Source organism: Evansella sp. AB-rgal1 (assembly GCF_041820985.1).
In the GTDB taxonomy this organism is placed as follows: domain Bacteria; phylum Bacillota; class Bacilli; order Bacillales; family Salisediminibacteriaceae; genus Evansella.
In genome coordinates, this window is the sequence record NZ_JBGUAU010000002.1 from 156,428 (window position 1) to 179,567 (window position 23,140).

The following is a 23,140-nucleotide window of genomic DNA, read 5'->3' on the forward strand; positions in this document are numbered from 1 at the left end:
AATTAAGGGGGAATTTTTCATGGCTAGAATTGCAGTGTTAGGTGCAGGGAGTTGGGGAACGGCATTATCCATTGTTCTTGCGGATAATGGGCATCAGGTATCTTTGTGGGGGCGCTTTGAGAAACAAGTGAATGAAATTAATAACAAGCATGAAAACAGCAGGTATCTTCCAAATATCAAATTACCTACTAATATCTCTGCTAGTACTAACTTAGAGGAAGTACTAGAAGGTGCAGACACGGTTATATTTGTAGTACCTACTGCCGCAATGAGAGAAGTTTTAAAGGAAGTAAAGAAATTGTTAAAGAATAAACCGATCATTGCTCATGCTAGCAAAGGTGTAGAGCCGGGAAGCCATTTGCGAATATCGGAAATTATAGAAGAAGAAATTCCTGAAGCACTAAGACAAGCTGTTGTGGTTCTTTCAGGTCCAAGTCACGCGGAGGAAGTGTGTTTACGACAACCAACTACAGTAACTAGCTCTTCCCTTGATATGGATGCAGCAACATATGTTCAAGACTTATTTATGAATCAACATTTTCGTGTATATACAAATCCTGACTTAATTGGTGTTGAAATTGGTGGGGCGTTAAAAAATATCATTGCTATTTGTGCTGGAATGACAAATGGCCTAGGATTCGGAGACAACGCCAAAGCTGCACTTATGACCAGGGGATTGGCTGAAATTGCAAGATTAGGAATGAAGCTAGGAGCAAATCCTCTTACGTTTGCTGGACTCTCAGGATTAGGTGACCTTATCGTAACGTGCACAAGCGTACATAGTCGTAATTGGCGAGCAGGAAATATGATAGGAAAAGGAAAAACTGTAGAGGAAGTACTTGAAGAGATGGACATGGCTGTTGAAGGGATACTTACAACCAAAGCGGCTTATCAATTAGCAGAAGAAATGAACGTAGAAATGCCAATCACAAATGTTTTGTATGAAGTTTTGTTTAACAATAAAGCTGCAGATGCAGCGGTTTCAGAGCTAATGGGGCGAGTGAAGAAACATGAGGTAGAGGACCTGAAATTAGGTGGAAAAGATCCGTTAAATCACCTGGAACCATAATAAGAAAAACATATATTATTTTTGAAGGTTTTATTCACATGATCCTAAGTCATGCATATGATATCTTGACATCTTGCATGAGGAGGGCTTAATTTTGGACGAGAAAAATAATATTTTTGAGCAGGTGACCAAGAAAACGAATGTGAATCAACAAGACTTATTTAAACTAGCTAATTCAGTGAGTTCAACGGATCTGAAAAGTGAAGAGAATGTTCGTGACTTAATTCATCAGGTAGCAAAATTAGCGAATGTTCCTGTATCGAAAGAAAAAGAAGATGAACTAGTGAAAGCAATTACTTCTAATAACGTACCTATGGATTTCGGTAGCTTGGCAAAAATGTTTAATCAAAACAAATAATTTGGGCAGATGTTCTCATCGAACCCCTTTTCTCAAGCATATACTAAAACGGAATGGTAATAAAATAAGGGTTGTTTCTCTAAGGGTAGTATTTAGTTCGGGTTGAAGAAAGTTGCCCCTTTTCTTCAACCTTTTATTTTTGTTAGTATGATAAAAGAGTTTGACTAAATTTATCATACGTTACCTTTTTTTCTATTCTTAAATTTGATCTATATTTATGGAGAGTCATTAAATATACATGTAATAAAAGTTTATGCTATAATGATGCGGTAATTTATTATCTGGCGTACATAGTAAGTGGGGTGACAAAGTGACTAATGATCCAATGATAAATATGTGGATTTCTTTTATTGCAATGGGTTTAATGTTTTTTTCAGTAATAGTAACTATTTTTACAAAAGAGAAGCTACGCGGTTTCTTTAGGTATTTGTTATTAACGTTATGTTTTATATGTATTGTTGTTTCAGGCATTATAGTCTTTTTTACAGTTTTTGCAGGACCTACTCCAGAATAAGTTTTTAAGGTGGACAAGATATGAAGTACGTAATTCTTTCAGTATTAAGTATAGGTATTTTACTATTAACAGGTTGTCTATATCCCGATGAACAGAGAATGAAGAATAGAGTTCCTTATGCTGATCAAATCCAATCTGTACAATCAGCGGTGAATCAATTTCGTCAAGATCAAGGTGTTCTACCAATTAAAACAAGAGAAGCAGATACACCTATATTTAGGAAATATCCAATTGATTTCGCTAAGTTAGTTCCAAGATATCTACAAAGTGCACCAGGGAATTCATTTGAAAATGGTGGTACTTTTCAATATGTACTTGTTAACCCAGAAGAATTGGCGGAAGTAAAGTTGATCGATATAACAACGATTAGAGAGATACAGGAATTAAATCGCAGAATCACTCTCTACCGTCGTGAACATCGTTTTGCACCCATAGCTGAGTTAGTAGGATACGAACTGTTAAGACTCGATTACGAAGCTTTGAATTACTCAGAGGAGCCTACTGTCAATAGCCCTTTTCATCCAAATCATCGATTACCATTGCTTATGCAATCTAATGGTGAAATAGTGATTGATTATTCTTTAGATATTAAACATTATATTGAGGAATATGGTATGGATGGTTTTGAAGAAGGAGATGATCTCCGGTGGCTTCTAGTTAACAATTCTCCTTTTGTACCAGTTTATTCATTACCACAGATAATGAACAACGAACATGAAATTGTATTTACAGAAAATAAATAAGTTAGGTATAAGATTTAATAGATATAAAATCGAAAAGTGATTATCACTATTTCAAAAAATAATGGTTAATAGCTCAAATAAAAAATTAATAGATTGTTCTAAAGTGTCTTCCTTCTCAATATATATAACAAGAGAATGGGAGGCTTTTTTAGTTTTGTAGATTATATTTCCCCCTTCTAGCCAAATGAAAAAGCTAGATAACTTTAGAGGATGTGGTAATGATACCAACAATTAATAAGCAAATAAGTAAAATTGAAGGTCGTAGGAAAAATGAAATGAAAATACCTTGTCATATTTATTGGACAACATCATAAATATATACTGTCTTTCTATTGTAGCGTACAAGGATGTTTTGTATAACTTATTTTGAAATTGATCGGGAGGGGATTTTGTGGAGAAAATTGATATTTTTAAAGATATTGCGGAGCGTACTGGTGGTGACATTTATCTTGGTGTAGTGGGATCAGTAAGAACTGGAAAGTCAACATTTATTAAGAAATTTATGGAGTTAGCAGTAATTCCGAATATCGAAAACGAAGCTGACCGCGCAAGAGCGCAAGATGAACTACCACAAAGTGCAGCTGGAAAACAAATCATGACTACAGAGCCTAAGTTTGTACCAAATCAAGCTGTTTCCATTCATGTGGATGAAGGCTTAGACGTTAACGTACGGGTTGTAGATAGTGTGGGCTATGCTGTTCCTGGAGCTAGAGGGTATGAAGACGAGAATGGTCCAAGAATGATTAATACTCCTTGGTACGAGGATCCTATTCCATTTCATGAAGCTGCCGAAATTGGTACACGAAAAGTGATTCAAGAGCATTCTACTTTAGGAGTCGTAGTAACCACGGATGGTTCTATCGGGGAAATTGAGAGACAAGATTATGTAGAATCAGAAGAAAGAGTTATTGAAGAGTTAAAAGAAGTGGGTAAACCGTTTATTGTTATTGTAAATAGTGTCCATCCACAACATCCTGATACAGAGCAATTAAGACAAGACATTCATGATAAACATGATGTTCCAGCCATTGCGATGAACATTGAGGGTATGGGAGAACAAGAGATAAATCTTGTATTAAAAGAAGTACTATTCGAATTCCCTGTCCATGAAGTAAATGTTAACTTACCAAGCTGGGTGATGGTTTTAAAAGAAGATCATTGGTTAAGAGAAAATTACGAGGTTGCAGTTCGTGAGACAGTAAAGGATATAAAACGGTTACGCGATGTAGATAGAGTAGTTGGCCATTTCTTTGAGTATGAGTTTATAGCACAAGCAAGCTTAGCAGGGATTGAGATGGGGCAAGGTGTTGCTGAAATAGACCTGCATGCTCCCGATGAATTATATGATGAAATCTTAAAAGAGGTAGTAGGAGTTGAGATAAGAGGGAAAGATCATCTACTCGAATTAATGCAAGACTTTGCTTATGCCAAAGCTGAATACGATCAAGTGTCTGAAGCATTAAAGATGGTGAAACAAACGGGATATGGTATTGCGGCACCGTCTGTAGAGGATATGAGCTTAGATGAGCCTGAAATTATCCGTCAAGGATCAAGATTTGGTGTACGACTGAAAGCAGTGGCACCATCTATTCATATGATCAAAGTTGATGTGGAATCTGAATTTGCCCCAATTATCGGTACCGAGAAGCAAAGTGAAGAATTAGTACGATACTTGATGCAAGATTTTGAAGAAAACCCACTTTCTATTTGGAACTCTGATATTTTTGGACGCTCACTTAATTCTATCGTTCGTGAGGGAATTTCAGCGAAGTTATCATTAATGCCTGAAAATGCTAGATATAAATTAAAAGAAACGTTAGAGCGAATTATTAATGAGGGCTCTGGTGGACTAATAGCAATCATTTTATAACTCTCCTTATTGGAGGGTTTTTTTTTGTTTAAGAAGGAACAACGAAGCTTGAAACTATGAGGAATTCAATCCTTACCTTTGTGAAGGGCGTTTGCACTCGAAGGTAGCTCGGTAATTCCCTGCAGCAAAGGGAGTGAGGAGTAGTGAATGGAATACAATACAACAAAGTTAATAAAACTAGATAGTTTAACTGCTTATTGATACGAGTATTTTCAGGGAAGATCCATGTTAGTCAAAAATTAGGACATTGAATTATGAAAAATCATCCTCAAGATTTTCAGAGATGTCTATAATTTATTCTGTAAATATAGATGTTATAAATACAGAATACAACAAAATACTGCAGTATTTTTTGACAAACTATTTAACTTATAAAAACATGAAAAATGAAGTATTTTCAATATTTCCATAAGTTTCATGTGTATAATTTTAGTAATAAATGGTATAAAATTATACATATATTGGTAATTTAAGTGTTAAATTAATTAATTTACAAGGAATTCCGCAAAAATTGTTGAATTATTTGCTTGAATCGTTTAAGATTAGCCTTGTTATCCCATGAATTCAAGGGAAACGGGTATAAAAATCGTATGAATGTGAAACAAAGGGAATAACAGGACATAAATTAATGGGAGGAGGTGAATGGTATGAATAAGACAGAACTTATCAATGCGGTTGCTGAAAAAACGGATCTTTCCAAGAAAGATGCTACTAGCGCTGTTGATGCAGTCTTTGACGTCATCACTGGTTCTCTTCAAAAAGGAGAAAAAGTACAATTGATTGGTTTCGGTAACTTTGAAGTTCGTGAGCGTGCTGCCCGTAAAGGTCGTAACCCACAAACTGGAGAAGAAATTGAAATCCCTGCAAGCAATGTACCAGCATTTAAGCCTGGTAAAGCCCTTAAAGACGCTGTGAAGTAATTTTACATATAGGGCATTTATAGAAGATAGAAAGAGAACCATGCATTACGTGTGGTTCTCTTTTTCTTCTGTTGAATAAAGTTAATAAATATTTGGCTAAACAACTATAGCTGAGCGGTCTTCGTATTCCTTTCAAATTTTATAACAGTAAAGCCCCGTTGCTTGTAATATGTGCGTAGAATGTGCTAGAATTTTATCAAAATGAATTTCTATAGTAGTGTTTTGAATCTTTATAGAGATGACATACAGGAATAATAACTTTTCTACTAAACGGAGGAAATTGTAAATGAGTAACGTTGATCATAAAAAAATTGAACAAGCAGTAACAATGATTTTAGAGGCAATTGGTGAGGATCCGAACCGTGAGGGGTTACTTGATACACCTAGTCGAGTAGCGCGAATGTACGCAGAAGTTTTCCAAGGAATTAATCAAGATCCTAAAGAACATTTTATGACTGTTTTTGGAGAAGATCACGAAGAGTTAGTTTTAGTAAAGGATATTCCGTTTTATTCTATGTGCGAACATCACCTTGTTCCTTTTTTCGGTAAAGCACATATTGGATACATACCAAGGGGTGGAAAAGTAACTGGTTTAAGTAAATTAGCTAGGGCTGTTGAAGCGGTTACTCGAAGACCACAATTACAAGAAAGAATCACTTCCACTATTGCCGATTCTATATTAGAAACACTGGAACCGTTAGGTGTTATTGTTGTTGTTGAGGCAGAACACATGTGTATGACAATGCGGGGTGTGAAAAAACCAGGATCTCAAACAGTAACTTCAGCTGTACGAGGTGCTTTTGAGAAAAGTGCGGCAGCTAGATCAGAAGTTCTAACTTTAATAAAAGGGTAAATAAACCAAAGGAGAGACGTCCATGGCGCAAAACAATGATTATATTGTCATTAAAGCGAAAGAAGATGGAGTAAATGTAATAGGTTTAACAAGAGGTTCTGATACAAGATTCCATCATTCTGAGAAGCTTGATAAAAACGAAATTATGATTGCTCAATTTACAGAACATACATCTGCTATAAAAATAAGGGGTAAAGCAATCGTTCAAACTGCTCATGGGGAAATGAATAACGAGTAAAAAAGCGGTTTATTGACCGCTTTTATTTTTTTGGAACTGTATGGCAGCGAGCTATTCTACATAAGCTATTCGGAAATCATTACCTTATCTGCATAAAGCAATTGTGGTATACTAGATGTGTATTATTCCATCTTGCAAGTGTGTTATGATGATATGAGACTTTAGTGTTGGGGGACCATTGAATGACTTCTACATATTTTCACAACGATGAAGTAAACAAAATTATGGATATCTTTTATAAAAAAGTAAAACACCCATATCTGCAAAAGTATTTAGATACTCCTAACGTGGACGAGGATCAAGTGATGTTACTTTACCTCATGTTAAAAGATAAGGATTTAGATATTACTTATATAAACCATTGTATTTTAACAACGATACTCGTTCAATCTGCTCTAGATACTCATGAACAAGTATCCATAAAAAACTTATCCAAAGATTCTATGAAAAAGAAAAGACAATTAACTGTGTTGGCTGGAGATTATTATAGTAGTTTGTATTATTATTTTCTTTCAAAGGCAAACGACGTATCATTAATGCAGGTCCTAGCTAAGTCAATTCAAGAAATAAATGAGTCAAAAATGAATGTATATGTGAAGAAAAAACAACCGAGTAACTATCTAAATGATATTCGTATTATCGATTCGTCGCTTTTACTAAACATCGCAAATTTGTTCCAATTAAAGGAATGGAAGCTAATTATCGATGAATTTTTCTTTTTGAAACGCTTATTAAAAGAAAGGTTCATGTGGATTCATGCTGGTGTCAAAGGATATATTACGGAATTTATCGTAAATGATATCGTAAGGGAAGACTCGACCGTTGAACATGATAAAATCGTAAATCAATTTGATCTATATATTGAAACAACGAAAGAAAAGTTGATAAGCCTTTCACAAGAATGGGCGCCCATCGGTACATTTTTCCAAAAAAGAATAACGGATTTGATAAAAGAAAACCAGTATGATGAACAATGGGTGATGAAGGAAGGATAATGATATGTCTCAGTCAAAAGAAGAACGCGTACATCAAGTATTTGAATCTATCTATAGTAATTATGATAAAATGAATTCTATTATTAGTTTCCAACGACACCTTGCATGGAGAAAAGATACAATGAAAAAGATGCAGGTTAAAGAGGGGGCTGTTGCATTAGACGTATGTTGTGGAACGGCAGATTGGACGATAGCGCTTGCAAACTCAGTTGGAAATAATGGCAAAGTATACGGTCTAGATTTTAGTAAAAATATGTTATCAGTTGGCCATAAGAAAGTGAAGGAACTTAATCTTTCCCAAGTAGAATTAATTCATGGGAATGCTATGGACTTACCGTTTGAAGATAATATGTTTGACTATGTAACAATTGGATTTGGCCTTCGAAACGTTCCGAACTATTTGACAGCATTAGAGGAAATGCAACGGGTTATTAAACCGGGTGGGCTAGTTGTCTGTTTAGAAACGTCACAACCAACTTTATTTGGTTTTAAGCAGATATATTGGATATATTTTAAATACATGATGCCATTGTTTGGAAAAATTTTTGCGAAAAGTTATGACGAATACTCGTGGCTTCAAGAATCTACAAAATCATTTCCAAATAAAAAAGAGTTAAAAAAAATGTTTCATGAAGCTGGTTTTTCTGAAGTGGATTATAGATCATATTCAGGTGGAGTTGCAGCTTCACATTTTGCAAAAAAAGTGTAAAAGCATGAGCTACAGTACTAATTAAGTGAGGATACAAAATGAAAAAATTAAAAATAATTCTCGAAATGATTAAGTTTGAACACACAATTTTTGCACTCCCTTTTGCATTTTTAGGTGCAGTACTAGGTAGTTTATTAATAAATGGGGGATGGCCATCTGTAAGTGAGTGGATATGGATTACACTAGCTATGGTTGGGGCGAGAAGTGCTGCAATGTCTCTTAATCGATTAATTGATGCAAAAATTGATGGAAATAATCCTCGAACTGCAGATAGGGCAATTCCAGCAGGACTAATTTCAAAAATGGAAACAATGGTATTTATTCTATTTTCATTTGCACTATTATTCTTTTCTGCATATCAATTAAATATGTTAGCTGTATATTTATTACCGATTGCAGTTTTCTTTTTATTCTTTTATTCTTATACGAAACGTTTTACATGGGCTTGCCATGTATTTTTAGGAATTACAATAGGTATAGCTCCACTTGGCGGTTGGGTAGGTGCCACAGGTACTTTAACTTGGGAGGCTATCGTGTTGTTCCTTGCTGTTGCATTATGGACTGCTGGTTTTGACGTTATTTATGCCACGCAAGATGCAGATTATGACCGTGATGTTAAACTCCATTCAATCCCAAGTCGATTTGGTATAGCAAAAGCATTATTTATTGCTAGAGGTTTCCATATTTTTAGCTTTATTGCAATGATAACATTATTCTTTATTACTCCTTTAAGTTGGATATATTTAATTGGTATTCTTATTGTTGGGGGAATTATGATTTATGAACATTCATTAGTATCCCCAAAAGACTTATCGAAAGTGAATGTAGCATTTTTTACGATGAATGGGATCATAAGTGTTGTAATGCTTGTGTTCACGATTGGAGATTTGCTTTTATGGATGTAAAAGAACCAAAGGTGTATGCTGTTGGAATTACAGGTGCAAGTGGGGCAATTTACGGGATTCGTCTTGTACAAGCTTTACTAAAACAAAACCACCAAGTTCATCTCCTTTTAACAGAAGCTGCTTGGCAAGTGTTCCATTATGAATTACACGTAAATACGGAAGATAAAGATCGATGTCTGAATGAATTATTTGGTAACCATAACAACTTATATTATCATACGCAATATGAATTTTCCGCACCAATTGCAAGTGGTTCAGCAAAAAATAGTGGGATGATAATCATCCCATGTTCTATGGGGACGTTAGCGAAAATCGCACATGGAATTTCAAGTAATTTATTAGAACGTACGGCAGATGTAATGTTGAAGGAACGGCGTCCATTAATTATTGTACCTAGAGAAACACCGCTTCATTCTACACATTTAGAAAATATGAAACGTCTTAGCGATCAAGGGGCACAACTAGTACCTGCGATGCCGGGTTTTTATCATAACCCTTCATCTATGGACGATTTAATTAACTTTGTGGTAGGAAAAGTATTAGATCAATTAGGGGTAGATCATAACTTGTTTACACGGTGGGGGGAGTCTTAGTGAGTCTTGTTATCGGGGAAATATCCTATACAAACATATTACCTTTCTTTTATTATATCAATCGAGAGAAACTAGTAAACAAAGGGTGTCAGTTTATCCCAAGTGTGCCATCTCAACTTAATAACGGCATGGCAAAGGGAACTATTCATGTTGGGGGTATCTCCTCTTTTGCTTATGGAGAACATAGTAAGGACTATGTTATTTTTCCAAATTTTTCTGTGTCATCACATAAGGAAGTAGGTTCTATTTTCTTATTTTCAAAGGTACCAATTACACAGCTCGATAAGAAGTCCATAGCCCTTACATCTAGTTCTGCAACCTCTGTAAATTTACTAAAAATTCTATTAAATAGATACTACGATTTAGATGTAAAGTATGAAGTGATGGACCCTGATTTTTCAACAATGTTAACTCATCATGATGCTTGCCTACTTATTGGTGATGACGCTATCCGTACCTCATGGCAAAAAAACAATAATATTCATCAATATGATTTAGGTGCTTTATGGGAACATTTTACTGGGTATCCTATGACATATGCTGTTTTTGCAATCAGGAAAGATGCATGGGATTATCAGCCATTACTATTAGAGGAATTATATAATCAGTTTCAGCATAGTAAGCAAAAAACAGTAGCAAATGAATTTAGCGAGATGATTACATCCATACAAAGCGTGCTAGGTGGTAAGAAAGCCTTCTGGCAACACTATTTTAGTGGATTAAATTATGATTTAACGAGGCGTCATATAGAAGGTTTAGAACTTTACTTTCAGCTAGCATATGAGATGGAACTACTAAAAAAACCTGTTCAAGAAATATCGTTATGGCAACCCATGAAACATTGTTATTCTGTATAGTAAGGTGGAATAGGGATGAAATTGACAGACATCTATTGGCATTTGAAATCAGATATAGGAAAAATAGAAAAAGAAATTGAAAAAAATATCGATGCAAATCACCCAGTTTTACAGGAAGCATCTTCTCATTTATTAAAAGCTGGGGGTAAAAGGATCAGACCAGTATTTGTTCTCCTTTCCGCTCAATTTGGAAATTATCATATTGACCAAATAAAGCATATTGCTGTATCGCTAGAAATGATTCATATGGGCTCACTAGTTCATGATGATGTAATTGATGATGCAGATCTTCGAAGAGGTAAAAAGACGGTAAAATCGAGATGGGATAATCGAGTTGCTATGTATACGGGTGATTATATATTAGCAAAAGCTGTAGAAATGGCTACGTTTTATCACAATCCTAATGTCCACAAGATATTATCAGATGCAATGGTTGAAATGGTTATTGGTGAAGTAGAACAAATACGAGATCAATATAACTGGAATCAAAATTTACGTGTCTATTTTCGAAGAATTAAAAGGAAGACGGCATTATTAATTGCTGTTAGTTGTCAATTAGGGGCAATTGTTGCAGATGTTCCGCGCAAATATGAGGGTCAGTTAGCAAAGTTTGGATACTATGTTGGAATGGCATTTCAAATCACAGATGATATATTGGATTTTGTTGGTACAGAAAAAGAATTAGGTAAGCCTGCAGGAAGTGATTTGCTTCAAGGGAATGTAACTGTTCCAGCATTATATGCTATGTGCCACGATGAAATATTACGAACTAGAATTATCCATCACTTAGATGAGAACGTTATAGATAAATTGGAAATAAACGAAACTATAGAATTAATCAAGGGATCTGGTGCCATTGATTATTCGAAAGAATTAGCGGATAAATATTTAGTAAAAGCAAGAAAAGCATTAGACGAACTACCTGATATACAAGCAAGAAGGGCATTGTTGCAAATTGCCGATTATATTGGAGATCGTAAGTTTTAGATAATGGAGGAAGACCTATACTGAAAATAGGTCTTTTTGTTTTATCTTTGTGATTTGAGTGAATATTTGATATAATCAAAAAGGTTCATTTTTCATATATACATACATTGGGAGGATTATCATGGAACAAACATTTTTAATGGTAAAACCAGATGGGGTTCAGCGTAATATAATTGGGGAAATTGTTTCACGTTTTGAAAAGAAAGGGTTTACATTAGTTGGTGCAAAGATGTTGTCCATATCAAAGGAATTGGCAGAGACTCATTACGGTGAGCATCGAGATAAGCCTTTCTTTGGAGAATTAGTTGGGTTTATTACTTCTAGTCCTGTGTTTGCAATGGTTTGGGAGGGGGAAAATGTTATTGCTGAAGCAAGAAAAATGATGGGGAAGACTAATCCTACAGAAGCTGCTCCAGGAACAATTCGTGGTGACTTTGGAGTGAAAATGTCTATGAACATCATTCACGGTTCTGATTCTACAGAAAGTGCAGAACGAGAAATAAATCTCTTCTTTAATGAAGAAGAAATAGTAACATACAAAAAAGAAATTTCAACTTGGGTTCAATAAAAGTGTTTAATTTTTTCGAGGAGACCTCCATGAAAAAGGAATACTAATCATGAAGGATCAATATACTTTATCAGAAAATTTCAGAAACATCAGCTTTGAAATGAGCGTAAGCCCCGAGACTCCTGTGGGAGTGGGAAGTAGAGCTAAGGCGAGACCCCACAGAGCGGGAACCAGGATGGTGACATTGCGCCGTTGCCTACAGGACTTGAGCTGCTTCTTAGGCCAATTGGAGGAGGCTTGCCAGCTTCCCACAGGACAGCAGCGAGTGGGCTGAAGTGAAGGGTAATATAATTCAACAAAGTTAGCAATACTTGATAGGTTATCCTAGCGTATTTTTGTATTACATATAACGCATTACATTCTAATTTCCTTCGAATGTAATGCGTTTTTCTTGTTGTGATTTTACAACGGATACTTCGGACACTTTACAGAAGACCAAAGGCTGCAAGAAGTGAAGCGGATGAAATGGCGTGTGATTATTATGATGCACTTAGGATTTAATATTCGTTATTTTAGAAGCGCCAGAGGGATTTGAAAACAACTCAATTGCCCAGCTTGATTTATACATCTCTGAAATTTCTTCGGCACTTAAATCAAAACGGTTGGTGATTAAGTGAAGTTCATTCCCTTTTGTATCAAGTACTTTCAGATGGCGAAATTAGTTTTCTGTACAATTTTGAGTGGTGCCAATCAAAACCATTTGGTCGGACAAAACAGTCGTATCGTCGGCTAGTTTAAAATCATAGACTTCAAGGAAAAGAATTTGGAATAAATCAGGATTCATACCGTTTAATCGTCGTGAGAGCTGAGAAATACTAATCGAATCAAGGGCGATTCCTTTTTGAATTATAAAGGACTTTTTTTATGCATGGATTTAAGTAATTGAACCTTTTGAGTATTTTTAATATTGATATCTCATTCGTGCAACACTAGTGGTGAATTACTGTTAAAATATTTTTCGGTGGAAAGGTCTAGTAGATTCAAAACAAGAAATATGGTACAAAGAAAGAAAAAGAATTGTGGGGATAAAATACTATGTCAGATTATTTAACCTTTATTGATAAAATACATAATAAAACTGGAATTGATTTATCTTTATATAAAGAAGCACAAATGAAGAGAAGACTGACATCCCTTCGTGAAAGAAGGGGTTTTTCATCATTTGAAGAGTATTATTTTGCTATGGAAAAGGATCAATTATTATTTGAAGAGTTCCTTCAAAGAATGACAATAAATGTTTCAGAGTTTTTTCGGAATCCTAAAAGATGGGAAGTCTTAGAGAATAAAATAATACCTAGATTATTACAACATCAATCTTCATTAAAAATTTGGAGTGCGGCTTGCTCTACGGGGGAAGAGCCATACTCATTAGCTATCATGTTGGATAATCTCTTACCAAAAAATAAAATTTCCATATTAGCAACGGATATAGATACAACTATATTGGATAGAGCTAGAATGGGTTTTTATCCAGAAAGGTCCATAAAAGAAGTGCCAGAAAATCTATTAAGTATGCACTTCACAAAAGAAGCATTAGGTTATAAAGTCCAAGATGATCTTAAGAAACTAATTAAATTTAAACAACATAATCTTTTATCTACAACATATGATACTGGATTTGACCTAATTGTTTGTAGAAATGTAATGATCTATTTTACAGAAGAAGCAAAAGATCAATTATATATGAAATTTAATAATGCATTAAAACCTGGTGGTGTACTTTTTGTGGGAAGTACGGAACAAATATATAATCCTCAGAAGTATAATTTTGTGACAGAGGATACCTTTTTCTATCGAAAAATAGAGTAAGACAAGCTCAAATAGTAGTAACAAATTTAAATGATTCAGGCTCGTATAATCATAAATATAAAATAATATGAAAAAATTATCGAAAAAGTCTTGAAAATTAATGAAAAATAAAAGACAATGGTTAATAACATAATTTAACGCTTTTAAGCGATAAAGAAAAGAAGGAAGTTGATATGATGAGATTTTTAACAGCAGGTGAATCACATGGGCCAGAATTAACAGCTATTATTGAAGGCGTACCAAGTCAATTATCAATAACGGCAGAACAAATAAATGAGCACCTTCAACGTCGACAAAAAGGGTATGGGCGTGGAAGAAGGATGCAAATTGAGACCGACCGAGTACGTATTACTAGTGGAGTGAGACACGGCAAGACTACAGGGGCACCAATTACGTTAATCGTTGAAAATAAAGATTGGAAGCACTGGGATAAAATTATGGGAGCAGCACCTATCACAGACGAAGAAGAAAAAGAAGTGAAAAGGAAACTTACAAAGCCTCGTCCTGGTCATGCTGACCTTAATGGAGCGATAAAGTATCGTCATCGAGATATGAGAAATGTATTAGAGCGGTCTTCTGCAAGAGAAACAACGGTAAGAGTTGCTGTAGGTGCTGTTGCTCAAGTACTTCTAGAAGCATTTGATATAGAGGTTTGTGGCCACGTGCTAGAGATTGGTGATGTAAAGAGTGATGGGAACTTTTCGACTATAAAAGAGTTAAAAGAGCTTTCTGAAGCATCAGAAGTTCGTTGTGTCGATGAAACAGCTAGCGAAAAGATGAAGCGAGCTATCGATGAAGCAAAAGAAAACGGAGATTCTATCGGAGGAATAGTAGAAGTTGTTGCAACGAATTTACCAATTGGTCTTGGTAGTTATGTCCAATATGACCGTAAACTTGATGGGAAAATTGCTCAAGCAGTAATGAGTATTAATGCGTTTAAGGGAGTAGAGATTGGGATTGGTTTCGAAGCAGCAAGATTATTAGGAAGCCAAGTACATGACGAAATATTACATTCAGAAGAAAAAGGGTTTTATCGTAGAACAAATCGCTTAGGTGGATTTGAAGGAGGAATGACAAACGGAATGCCAGTTGTTGTTCGCGGAGCGATGAAACCCATACCTACTTTATATAAACCTCTTCAAAGTGTGGATATTGAAACAAAAGAGGTTTTCTCTGCTAGTATTGAACGGTCAGATAGTTGTGCAGTACCTGCGGCAGCAGTTGTATGTGAGGCGGCAGTTGCATGGGAACTTGCTAACGAACTATTAGGAAAATTTGGTTCTGATACAATGGAGGATATTGCTCAAAGTATTGCTGATTACAATGAAAAAGCGAGACAATTTTAATGAAAATGTTACGAGTCAATAGTTCCCAGCAGACGTATTCCATTGTTATAGAGAAAGGGAGTAGGAAGGAAGCTTACAATTACATTCAAAAACATGTAGCAAAGAAACCAACAAGTTACTTTATAATTACAGATGATAAAGTAGCTTCCCTTTACTTAGAAGAGGTATTACGATCATTTCCTAACGACAGTAAAGTAGAAACACATATTGTTCCGAACGGAGAAAAAGCAAAATCATTTCGACAATACGAGGAACTATTAACAAAGGCACTCCAAGCAAAATTAGATAGAAAATCTATGATTATTGCATTAGGTGGAGGGGTAATTGGAGATTTAGCTGGATTTGTAGCAGCGACCTTTATGAGGGGAATTCCATTTGTACAAATTCCTACTACACTACTTGCTCACGATAGTAGTGTAGGTGGAAAGGTAGGAATAAATCATCCTCTAGGGAAAAACTTAATTGGGGCATTTCATCAGCCTTCCCTCGTTCTATATGATCCAGAAATGTTGTTGTCATTACCAATACATGAATGGCGATCAGGCTTTGCTGAAGTAATTAAGCACGGATTTATTGCGGATGAATCATTTTTACAATGGCTTACGGACAACATTCGTACGTTGGAAGATTGGGATTTGGAAGTTCTAACTCAATTATTAGCTCGTTCCATACAAGTCAAAGCGACAATAGTTGAACAAGATGAGCGAGAGTCAGGGATTCGAGCTTACTTGAATTTTGGGCATACGTTAGGGCATGCAATTGAGGCAGAGCTAGGATATGGAGTAGTAACACATGGAGAGGCTGTAGTCGTTGGAATGGCATTTGCATTACCGTTAAGTGAAACATATTTTAACAAAACTTTATCTTATGAACCACATATGACATATTTAAAAAATTTAGGTTATAACATTAATATTCCTGAACATATTTCAAAAGAAAAATTAATAGAACGTATGAAAATAGATAAAAAATCTTACAATGGTTCCATTCATTTTGTTTTATTAAAACATATTGGTGATCCACAGCTAGTAGAAATAAGTGAGGAAGAACTATTAAAACAATTATCAAGCGAGGTGGACTGACCGTGGTTAGGGGAATAAGAGGGGCCATTACTGTAAAAGGAAATGATGGTGAAGAAATCGTAGCAGCGACAGCGAGATTAGTAGAACAAATGCAAACCGCAAATCAGTATCATCCAGATGATATTTCCCATATGATAATAACTGTTACGAATGATCTTAATGCAGCGTTTCCCGCTGCTGGATTACGAAAACTTAGTGGCTATGATCGTGTACCTGTTATGTGTGCTTTGGAAATTCCAGTACCAAATAGCTTGGAAAAATGTATTAGAGTGATGGCAACAGTTAACACAACAAAGAACCCATATGAGGTCCAACATGTGTATCTTGAGGATGCTGTTAAACTAAGACCAGATTTATCCTTGACAAAAGATAACCATTCACGTTAGTATGACTACAAGATGAGATTAGAATAGTTGAGTGAATATTTTAAATTAGTAGTTAGAGCTGAGGATATTTAGATGAGCTGAGTTGAGTATAGTAGAGTTGAGCTGAGTAGAGATTTAATGGACGATACCACACGTCTACCCTCTACGGTAGACGTTTTTGTTTACCTTTCGGTTTATCAGTTTAAAGCGTTAAATCGCATGTGCTTAGTATTAACCTTCAAAACAGCCTCCTCGTATCAATCACTCTAACAAAAACTTATGAGGTGATGATAGTGATTGAAACTAGTTTCCAAACGTTTGAAAAATATGCAAATAGGTATCATACGATACCTGTGTCTACAACCATTGTTGCAGATACAAAAACCCCAATTCAACTCTTTCAATTATTTAATGAAGAAGCAGCCTTTATTTTAGAAAGTAAAGATCCGGTTTCTGCATGGTCCAATTATTCTTTTATTGGGCTATCCCCCAGTTATTTTTTATTAGAAAAAGACGGAGAATTTAGATTAGAGGATAAAACAGGGAATGTTATGGTAAAAAAAGCTTCCTTTCAAGAAGTATGGAAGGATAGCATTGATTATTTAAACATTGCTCCAGTGTGGCCGGATTTTCCTTTTCCTGGAGGGGCTGTAGGTTACTTTAGTTTTGAATCTTATTCTATTTATGAAAAGAAAATTAAGAGTAAATCAACAGGGGAACCTGATGTATACCTCGTTTTTTGTGAAACTGTATTAGCATTTAACCATCAAAGAGAAGAACTAACATTGATTCACTATCAAAATGTAGATAAGGAATCTATTAAAGGTAGTTTTCAAGATAGTCAAACAAAGGTTAGTAAACTTCTCGAGAGGATACAGGAAGGGATGCCTCCTGAGAATGCACATATTTTACCGGTGAATGACCCTATTGAAGAAGATGTTTTTGTAGGAGTACAGTCTAATTATGAAAAAGATGCTTTTATTTCTGATGTGAAAAAATTAAAAACATACATCGAAGCTGGAGACATTTTTCAAGGTGTATTATCACAACGGTTTGATCTACCTGTAAAGTCTTCTGGACTAGAGTTGTATCGTGTGTTAAGAAAGGTCAATCCTTCACCATACTTATACTATTTACGTCTTGGGGATCAAGAAATTGTAGGAAGTTCTCCAGAGAGACTTGTAAAAGTGGATAGAACTGGAGAGTTAGAAATTCATCCTATTGCAGGAACAAGACGCAGAGGGAAATCAAAGGAAGAAGATGAATATTTAGCAAATGATTTACTTCAAGATGAAAAAGAGCGTGCAGAGCATTTAATGCTTGTAGACCTTGCGAGAAATGACCTCGGTAGAGTGAGTGAATTTGGATCAGTCACTGTACATGATATGATGACAGTTACGTATTTCTCACATGTCATGCATTTAATAACGAAAGTAAAAGCCAAATTAAGAAAAGACATAAATCCGTTTGAAGCACTATTTTCTTCTCATCCAGCTGGTACAGTATCAGGTGCACCTAAGGTAAGAGCTGTCGAAATATTGCAAGAGTTAGAACAAGACCGTCGAGGCGTATATGCAGGTGCAATTGCTTATTGCGGATATAACGGTGCAGTGGACTCCTGTATTGCAATCAGAACAATCATTCTGAAGAATGGGGTTGCTTCCGTTCAAGCAGGTGCTGGAGTTGTATATGACTCTGTACCAGAACTAGAGTGGGAGGAAACAAGAAATAAAGCAAGAGCTCTTATCTATGCAATTAAAGTAGCAGAACAACGTTACCATAAGGAGGCTGCTCTTAAATGAAAGCTACCATTGAAAAATTATTAAATAACCATACGTTAAGTGAAATAGAAGCCAAGGAATTAGTGCTTCAAATGTTACAAGGTGAGGTAACCGATGAACAGATTGCCTCTATATTAACTATTTTTAGGTTTCGAGGAGAAACGGTTGAAGAAATTGTAGGGTTTGCAAAAGGTATGAAAGAGTCGTCACTACAAATAGAGCCAACTTTTTCTGTTTTGGATACTTGCGGTACAGGAGGAGATGGTATAGGAACCTTTAATATCTCTACAGCTGTTGCCATCTTACTTAGTTCCATCGGCATACCTGTAGCAAAGCATGGGAATCGAAGTGTCTCTTCGATGACAGGAAGCGCTGATGTACTAGAATACCTGGATATCCCTATTCAATCTAATAAGGAAGAAGCATTACGATCATTAGAAGAGAATAATCTCTGTTTCTTATTTGCACCAATTTATCATTCGGCAATGAAACATGTAGGAAAAGCACGAAAACAACTAGGAGTGAAAACAATCTTTAATTTATTAGGACCTTTAACGAATCCAGCAGGAGCAACAAGGCGATTGATAGGTGTTTATAGTAAAGAACAAGGAAAGAAAATGGCTTTGGCTTCTATGGAGTTAGGAATTGAGAGGGCGCTGTTTGTAACAGGAGACGATGGGTTAGACGAAGTAACTATTACAGGAGCTACCTCAGTCATGGAAGTACAGAATGGTGAATTACTAGAATATACTATTACCCCGGAAGATGTTGGTTTGCAAAGAGAAGATATCCAGTCGATTCTAGTACAGTCACCAAAAGAGAGCGCTGAGATGATTGAATCCATCTTTCGTCAAAAGGGGCCTAAAGCCGCAGAATCCATTTTATTATTAAATGCTGGTGCGGCATTGTATGTTTATGGGCATGCTGCTTCTATTACAGAAGGTGTAAGTATAGCTAAAGGTGCTCTAGGAGAAACGGTATTAAACCAGTTATATAAGTTAAAACAACGAAGTAGAGAGGTATTACTATGACTACGATTTTAGATACAATTGTTGCTCAGAAAAAAAAGGAGCTTTCATATATAACAAATCTAAATAAAGAGAGTGAGTTTGATTCAAGATCATTTTATCATGCGTTAACAAACCCAACACGCGATTTAGCGATAATTGCTGAGGTAAAAAAAGCAAGTCCTTCGAAAGGGATACTTGTAGAAAACTTTGACCCTCTCGCAATAGCTAAATCATATGAAACTCTGCAAATGGATGCTGTTTCAGTACTAACGGATGAAAAATTTTTTCAAGGGAAAAAGGAGTATCTAACACAAATTAAAAAGCATACTACCTTACCTGTTTTACGAAAGGATTTTATTATTGATGAAAAACAAATTCATGAATCAAAAGCTATTGGCGCTGATGCTATTTTATTAATTGCTGCTATATTGGATTCTTCTCAGCTTAGAGAATATATGCAATTAGCGGAAGAACTGCAATTAGATGTACTAGTGGAAGTTCATGATGAAATGGAAATTGAGAAGGTACTATCCTCGACAAACCCAAAAATCATAGGTGTAAATAATCGAGATCTAAAAACTTTTGAGACGAAAATAGAAACTTCACAAAGACTGAGAAAATATATTCCTGAGGATATTTTATTCATTAGTGAAAGCGGCATTCATACACGCGAGGATGTTGACTTCTTAAGAAACAACAATGTTCATGGTCTTCTAGTAGGGGAAGCTTTTATGATAGAAGAAAAGAAAGATCGAGTTATCTCATCCTGGTTTCAGGAGGCATTAACGTGAATACGAAGCTAAAATTTTGTGGTATGAGATCTTATGAGGATTATTGTAAAGCTGTTAACAGTAATGTGGACCTTATTGGATTCATTTTTGCACCAAGTAAAAGGGAAGTTTCTCCACTACAAGTAAAACAATGGATGGAAGCCAAACCTTGTAAACAGCACCAAAAGCTTGTAGGTGTCTTTGTAAACGAAAGTATAGAAAAGATGAAACAAATTTCTGAGGATTGTTCACTGAATGTAATACAATGCCATGGAAATGAAGCGCCTAGTATGCTAGCAGAACTGAAAGAAAAAGTATCATGTGAGGTATTTAAAACTATTCACCATCAACATTACGGTGTATACGAGATGGTAGCATACCAAGGTATTGCTGATGGTTATGTCATCGATACGAAAACGGAGCAGGAATGGGGAGGAACAGGAACGCGTTTTGATTGGGAGGCAATTCCTTTCTATACAAATGAAGCGTTAAAACAACAAGTATTGTGTTTTATAGCAGGTGGTGTAAAAGTAGAAAACATCGATGAGTTGTTATCATTTTCTCCCCTTGGAATCGATGTATCATCTGGTATTGAAACGAATGAGCAAAAAGATGAGAGGAAGTTGATGGCTATGGTAACGAAAGTGAAGAAAACATATGATGCTCCTGATGCATTAGGAAGATTCGGATCTTTTGGGGGGAAATACGTTCCTGAGACATTAATGCTTGCGCTCGAGCAATTAGAGGAAGCATTTGAACAAGTAAAAGGTGATGAAAGCTTTTATAAAGAGCTTCATGAAGAATGGGAGCGTTATTCGGGTAGACCCACACCATTAACAAAAGCTACAAGACTTTCAGATACATTAGGTGGGGCACAAATCTTTTTAAAGCGCGAAGACCTAAACCATACAGGCGCACATAAGATAAATAATGCAATTGCTCAAGCACTTCTAGCGAAACGAATGGGAAAAACCCAAATTATAGCTGAAACAGGAGCAGGACAGCATGGGGTGGCAGCAGCTACTGTTGCGGCACGATATGGCTTAAGTTGTAAAGTGTTTATGGGTGAAGAGGACATGAAGCGTCAAGAATTAAATGTCTTCCGTATGAGACTATTAGGAGCAGAAGTAATTCAAGTAACAAGTGGAGGACGTACACTGAAAGACGCAACAAATGAAGCGATACGCCATTGGGTAACACATGTAAATGATACATTTTATCTAATTGGATCAGCTGTAGGACCTCATCCATATCCAAAAATGGTACGAGAATTTCAATCTGTGATAGGAAGAGAGAGTAAACAACAATTTTTATCCTATACTGGAAATCTTCCTGACGAGGTTATTGCTTGTGTTGGTGGTGGTAGTAATGCAATTGGTATGTTTTACCCGTTTATTGAAGAATCAGTTACATTAACTGGCGTTGAGGCAGCGGGTAAAGGTGTGGATACAGATGAGCATGCAGCAACATTAACAAAAGGTGTAAAAGGAGTACTTCATGGGTCTCTTTCCTACTTATTACAGGACGAACATGGTAATATCATTGAGCCATACTCCATTTCTGCTGGTCTAGATTATCCAGGTATTGGACCTGAACATGCCCATCTACGAGACATTGGTAGAGTTCAATATGAGTCAATTACGGATAAAGAAGCGTTAGAAGCATTAAAAACGTTATGTGAACTAGAAGGTATTCTACCTGCAATTGAATCAGCACATGCATTAGCACATGCTTTTAAACGAGCGAAGCAACTTACTCCTAAGGAGTCAATACTCGTTTGTTTGTCTGGTCGTGGTGACAAAGATGTTCATACGATCCAAGGGATATTTGGAGGAGAGAAAAATGAATAGATTACACGCAGAAGAATTTTTGAAAAAAAAGAGTCGATTTGTACCATATATCATGGCGGGAGATCCATCAGCAGAATCCTCTATCGATATTGCCTTAACTCTTCAGGAAGCGGGAGTGGATGCTTTAGAGTGGGGAGTTCCATTTAGTGATCCTTTAGCAGATGGACCGGTTATTCAAGCTGCTGGAGATCGAGCTAGGACAGCAGGGATGAATATTATAGTAGCAATAGATAGTATTAAAGAAGCAAGACATCGTGGTCTAACAATTCCAGTCATATTGTTTACTTATATCAACCCTGTGTTAGCGCATGGAGAAGATGTAATTTTAGCGAAAATGAATGAAGCGGATATAGATGGGATTCTTATTCCTGATCTGCCAATTGAGGAAAGTAATACAGTGAAACAGTTATGTAAACAATATGGTAAATCGCTTATATCCTTGGTTACATTAAATTCCGAATCTCGCTTGCAAAAAATTGCCAAAGAAAGTGATGGGTTCTTATACTTCGTTTCATCTTTAGGTGTCACTGGAACGAGAGAGAATTTTGCAGAAAACCTATCGCAGTCTATTAAAGATGTGAAAGCCCTGACGACCGTGCCAGTCTTAGTCGGTTTTGGTATTTCCAAAAAAGAACATGTCCAATTCTTTACTGATGTATCAGACGGAGTCATCGTTGGAAGTGCACTTGTGAAATATATAGGAGAGAGAAGTTCAGCATTACAAGACGAAAACGAAAAAGAAAATGCAATAAATGAAATAAAAGAATTTGTCCTAGAGCTCATTTCGTAATAGGATAAGAGTAGTAACAAAAGAACAAGCACTTCGCTACGTACGATGCACCAAGTAAGTTGAAAACACGTTATTAGATGCTTTAGTAACATCAACTTTATATGGAATGAGCGCAGGTCTACGAATTCCAGTGGGAAATAGAGCAGAGGCGAGACCCC

At 35.9% G+C, this 23,140-nt stretch carries 24 protein-coding genes and 2 pseudogenes; 25 read left to right on the forward strand and 1 reads right to left on the reverse strand.

Annotated elements, in window-relative coordinates; translation table 11 throughout:
- Nucleotides 1–19: 19 nt before the first annotated feature.
- From ACERII_RS02325 to ndk, 15 genes are all read left to right on the forward strand, one after another.
- Nucleotides 20–1,069, forward strand: a complete 1,050-nt coding sequence (locus ACERII_RS02325) for an NAD(P)H-dependent glycerol-3-phosphate dehydrogenase (protein ID WP_373639821.1) — start codon at nucleotides 20–22, stop codon at nucleotides 1,067–1,069.
- A gap of 94 nt (nucleotides 1,070–1,163) precedes the next feature.
- Entirely contained in the window at nucleotides 1,164–1,427 is a 264-nt protein-coding gene (locus tag ACERII_RS02330; protein WP_373639822.1) for a stage VI sporulation protein F, read from the forward strand.
- Nucleotides 1,428–1,737: 310 nt separating this feature from the next.
- Nucleotides 1,738–1,941, forward strand: coding sequence for a DUF2768 domain-containing protein (locus ACERII_RS02335; RefSeq protein ID WP_373639823.1), 204 nt, complete (start codon nucleotides 1,738–1,740; stop codon nucleotides 1,939–1,941).
- A 20-nt stretch (nucleotides 1,942–1,961) separates the two neighbouring features.
- On the forward strand, nucleotides 1,962–2,684 hold the full coding sequence (locus ACERII_RS02340; RefSeq protein WP_373639824.1) for a hypothetical protein: 723 nt from the start codon (nucleotides 1,962–1,964) through the stop codon (nucleotides 2,682–2,684).
- A gap of 391 nt (nucleotides 2,685–3,075) precedes the next feature.
- The gene (gene spoIVA, locus ACERII_RS02345; RefSeq protein ID WP_373639825.1) at nucleotides 3,076–4,554 is read left to right on the forward strand and encodes a stage IV sporulation protein A; all 1,479 of its coding nucleotides are present in this window, start codon (nucleotides 3,076–3,078) and stop codon (nucleotides 4,552–4,554) included.
- Nucleotides 4,555–5,201: 647 nt separating this feature from the next.
- Nucleotides 5,202–5,474 carry an HU family DNA-binding protein gene (locus ACERII_RS02350; protein WP_088075078.1) on the forward strand — a complete coding sequence of 91 codons (273 nt, stop codon included), beginning with the start codon at nucleotides 5,202–5,204 and terminating at the stop codon, nucleotides 5,472–5,474.
- 286 nt (nucleotides 5,475–5,760) lie between these two features.
- Nucleotides 5,761–6,327, forward strand: coding sequence for a GTP cyclohydrolase I FolE (folE, locus tag ACERII_RS02355; protein ID WP_373639826.1), 567 nt, complete (start codon nucleotides 5,761–5,763; stop codon nucleotides 6,325–6,327).
- 22 nt (nucleotides 6,328–6,349) lie between these two features.
- Nucleotides 6,350–6,565: a trp RNA-binding attenuation protein MtrB gene (gene mtrB, locus ACERII_RS02360; RefSeq protein ID WP_373639827.1), complete on the forward strand. Its 216-nt coding sequence runs from the start codon at nucleotides 6,350–6,352 to the stop codon at nucleotides 6,563–6,565.
- Between the two features lie 182 nt (nucleotides 6,566–6,747).
- Nucleotides 6,748–7,560, forward strand: a complete 813-nt coding sequence (locus ACERII_RS02365; RefSeq protein WP_373639828.1) for a heptaprenyl diphosphate synthase component 1 — start codon at nucleotides 6,748–6,750, stop codon at nucleotides 7,558–7,560.
- A 4-nt stretch (nucleotides 7,561–7,564) separates the two neighbouring features.
- Nucleotides 7,565–8,269 (forward strand): demethylmenaquinone methyltransferase, encoded by a 705-nt coding sequence (locus tag ACERII_RS02370; RefSeq protein ID WP_373639829.1) that lies wholly within the window; start codon nucleotides 7,565–7,567, stop codon nucleotides 8,267–8,269.
- Nucleotides 8,270–8,307: 38 nt separating this feature from the next.
- Entirely contained in the window at nucleotides 8,308–9,174 is an 867-nt protein-coding gene (locus ACERII_RS02375) for a UbiA-like polyprenyltransferase (RefSeq protein ID WP_373639830.1), read from the forward strand.
- Nucleotides 9,165–9,767, forward strand: a complete 603-nt coding sequence (locus ACERII_RS02380) for a UbiX family flavin prenyltransferase (protein ID WP_373639831.1) — start codon at nucleotides 9,165–9,167, stop codon at nucleotides 9,765–9,767. The genes ACERII_RS02375 and ACERII_RS02380 overlap by 10 nt, the downstream gene beginning before the upstream one ends.
- On the forward strand, nucleotides 9,767–10,624 hold the full coding sequence (locus tag ACERII_RS02385; RefSeq protein ID WP_373639832.1) for a menaquinone biosynthesis protein: 858 nt from the start codon (nucleotides 9,767–9,769) through the stop codon (nucleotides 10,622–10,624). Before ACERII_RS02380 ends, ACERII_RS02385 begins: the two co-directional genes overlap by 1 nt.
- 15 nt (nucleotides 10,625–10,639) lie before the next feature.
- Complete coding sequence (hepT, locus tag ACERII_RS02390; protein WP_373639833.1) at nucleotides 10,640–11,611, forward strand: heptaprenyl diphosphate synthase component II; 972 nt, start codon at nucleotides 10,640–10,642, stop codon at nucleotides 11,609–11,611.
- Nucleotides 11,612–11,732: 121 nt separating this feature from the next.
- Entirely contained in the window at nucleotides 11,733–12,179 is a 447-nt protein-coding gene (gene ndk, locus ACERII_RS02395) for a nucleoside-diphosphate kinase (protein WP_373639834.1), read from the forward strand.
- A 535-nt stretch (nucleotides 12,180–12,714) separates the two neighbouring features.
- Here the strand turns inward: ndk and ACERII_RS02400 are convergent.
- Nucleotides 12,715–12,918: pseudogene (locus tag ACERII_RS02400) on the reverse strand (IS4 family transposase); the annotation flags it as partial.
- A 296-nt stretch (nucleotides 12,919–13,214) separates the two neighbouring features.
- Between ACERII_RS02400 and ACERII_RS02405 the strand changes: the two are divergent.
- From ACERII_RS02405 to trpA, 10 genes and pseudogenes are all read left to right on the forward strand, one after another.
- Nucleotides 13,215–13,988: a CheR family methyltransferase gene (locus tag ACERII_RS02405; RefSeq protein WP_373639835.1), complete on the forward strand. Its 774-nt coding sequence runs from the start codon at nucleotides 13,215–13,217 to the stop codon at nucleotides 13,986–13,988.
- Between the two features lie 176 nt (nucleotides 13,989–14,164).
- On the forward strand, nucleotides 14,165–15,334 hold the full coding sequence (gene aroC, locus ACERII_RS02410) for a chorismate synthase (protein WP_373639924.1): 1,170 nt from the start codon (nucleotides 14,165–14,167) through the stop codon (nucleotides 15,332–15,334).
- Complete coding sequence (gene aroB, locus ACERII_RS02415; RefSeq protein WP_373639836.1) at nucleotides 15,334–16,416, forward strand: 3-dehydroquinate synthase; 1,083 nt, start codon at nucleotides 15,334–15,336, stop codon at nucleotides 16,414–16,416. The genes aroC and aroB overlap by 1 nt, the downstream gene beginning before the upstream one ends.
- A 2-nt stretch (nucleotides 16,417–16,418) precedes the next feature.
- On the forward strand, nucleotides 16,419–16,802 hold the full coding sequence (gene aroH, locus ACERII_RS02420) for a chorismate mutase (protein ID WP_373639837.1): 384 nt from the start codon (nucleotides 16,419–16,421) through the stop codon (nucleotides 16,800–16,802).
- Nucleotides 16,803–17,068: 266 nt separating this feature from the next.
- Complete coding sequence (gene trpE / locus ACERII_RS02425; RefSeq protein WP_373639838.1) at nucleotides 17,069–18,583, forward strand: anthranilate synthase component I; 1,515 nt, start codon at nucleotides 17,069–17,071, stop codon at nucleotides 18,581–18,583.
- Nucleotides 18,580–19,593, forward strand: a complete 1,014-nt coding sequence (gene trpD, locus ACERII_RS02430) for an anthranilate phosphoribosyltransferase (RefSeq protein WP_373639839.1) — start codon at nucleotides 18,580–18,582, stop codon at nucleotides 19,591–19,593. The genes trpE and trpD overlap by 4 nt, the downstream gene beginning before the upstream one ends.
- Entirely contained in the window at nucleotides 19,590–20,363 is a 774-nt protein-coding gene (trpC, locus tag ACERII_RS02435) for an indole-3-glycerol phosphate synthase TrpC (protein WP_373639840.1), read from the forward strand. Before trpD ends, trpC begins: the two co-directional genes overlap by 4 nt.
- Nucleotides 20,360–20,986, forward strand: a pseudogene (locus ACERII_RS02440) (phosphoribosylanthranilate isomerase); the annotation flags it as partial. The gene trpC and the pseudogene ACERII_RS02440, both read left to right, overlap by 4 nt.
- On the forward strand, nucleotides 20,975–22,192 hold the full coding sequence (gene trpB, locus ACERII_RS02445) for a tryptophan synthase subunit beta (protein WP_373639925.1): 1,218 nt from the start codon (nucleotides 20,975–20,977) through the stop codon (nucleotides 22,190–22,192). The pseudogene ACERII_RS02440 and the gene trpB, both read left to right, overlap by 12 nt.
- Complete coding sequence (gene trpA, locus ACERII_RS02450; RefSeq protein WP_373639841.1) at nucleotides 22,185–22,982, forward strand: tryptophan synthase subunit alpha; 798 nt, start codon at nucleotides 22,185–22,187, stop codon at nucleotides 22,980–22,982. The genes trpB and trpA overlap by 8 nt, the downstream gene beginning before the upstream one ends.
- The last annotated feature ends 158 nt before the right edge of the window (nucleotides 22,983–23,140 follow it).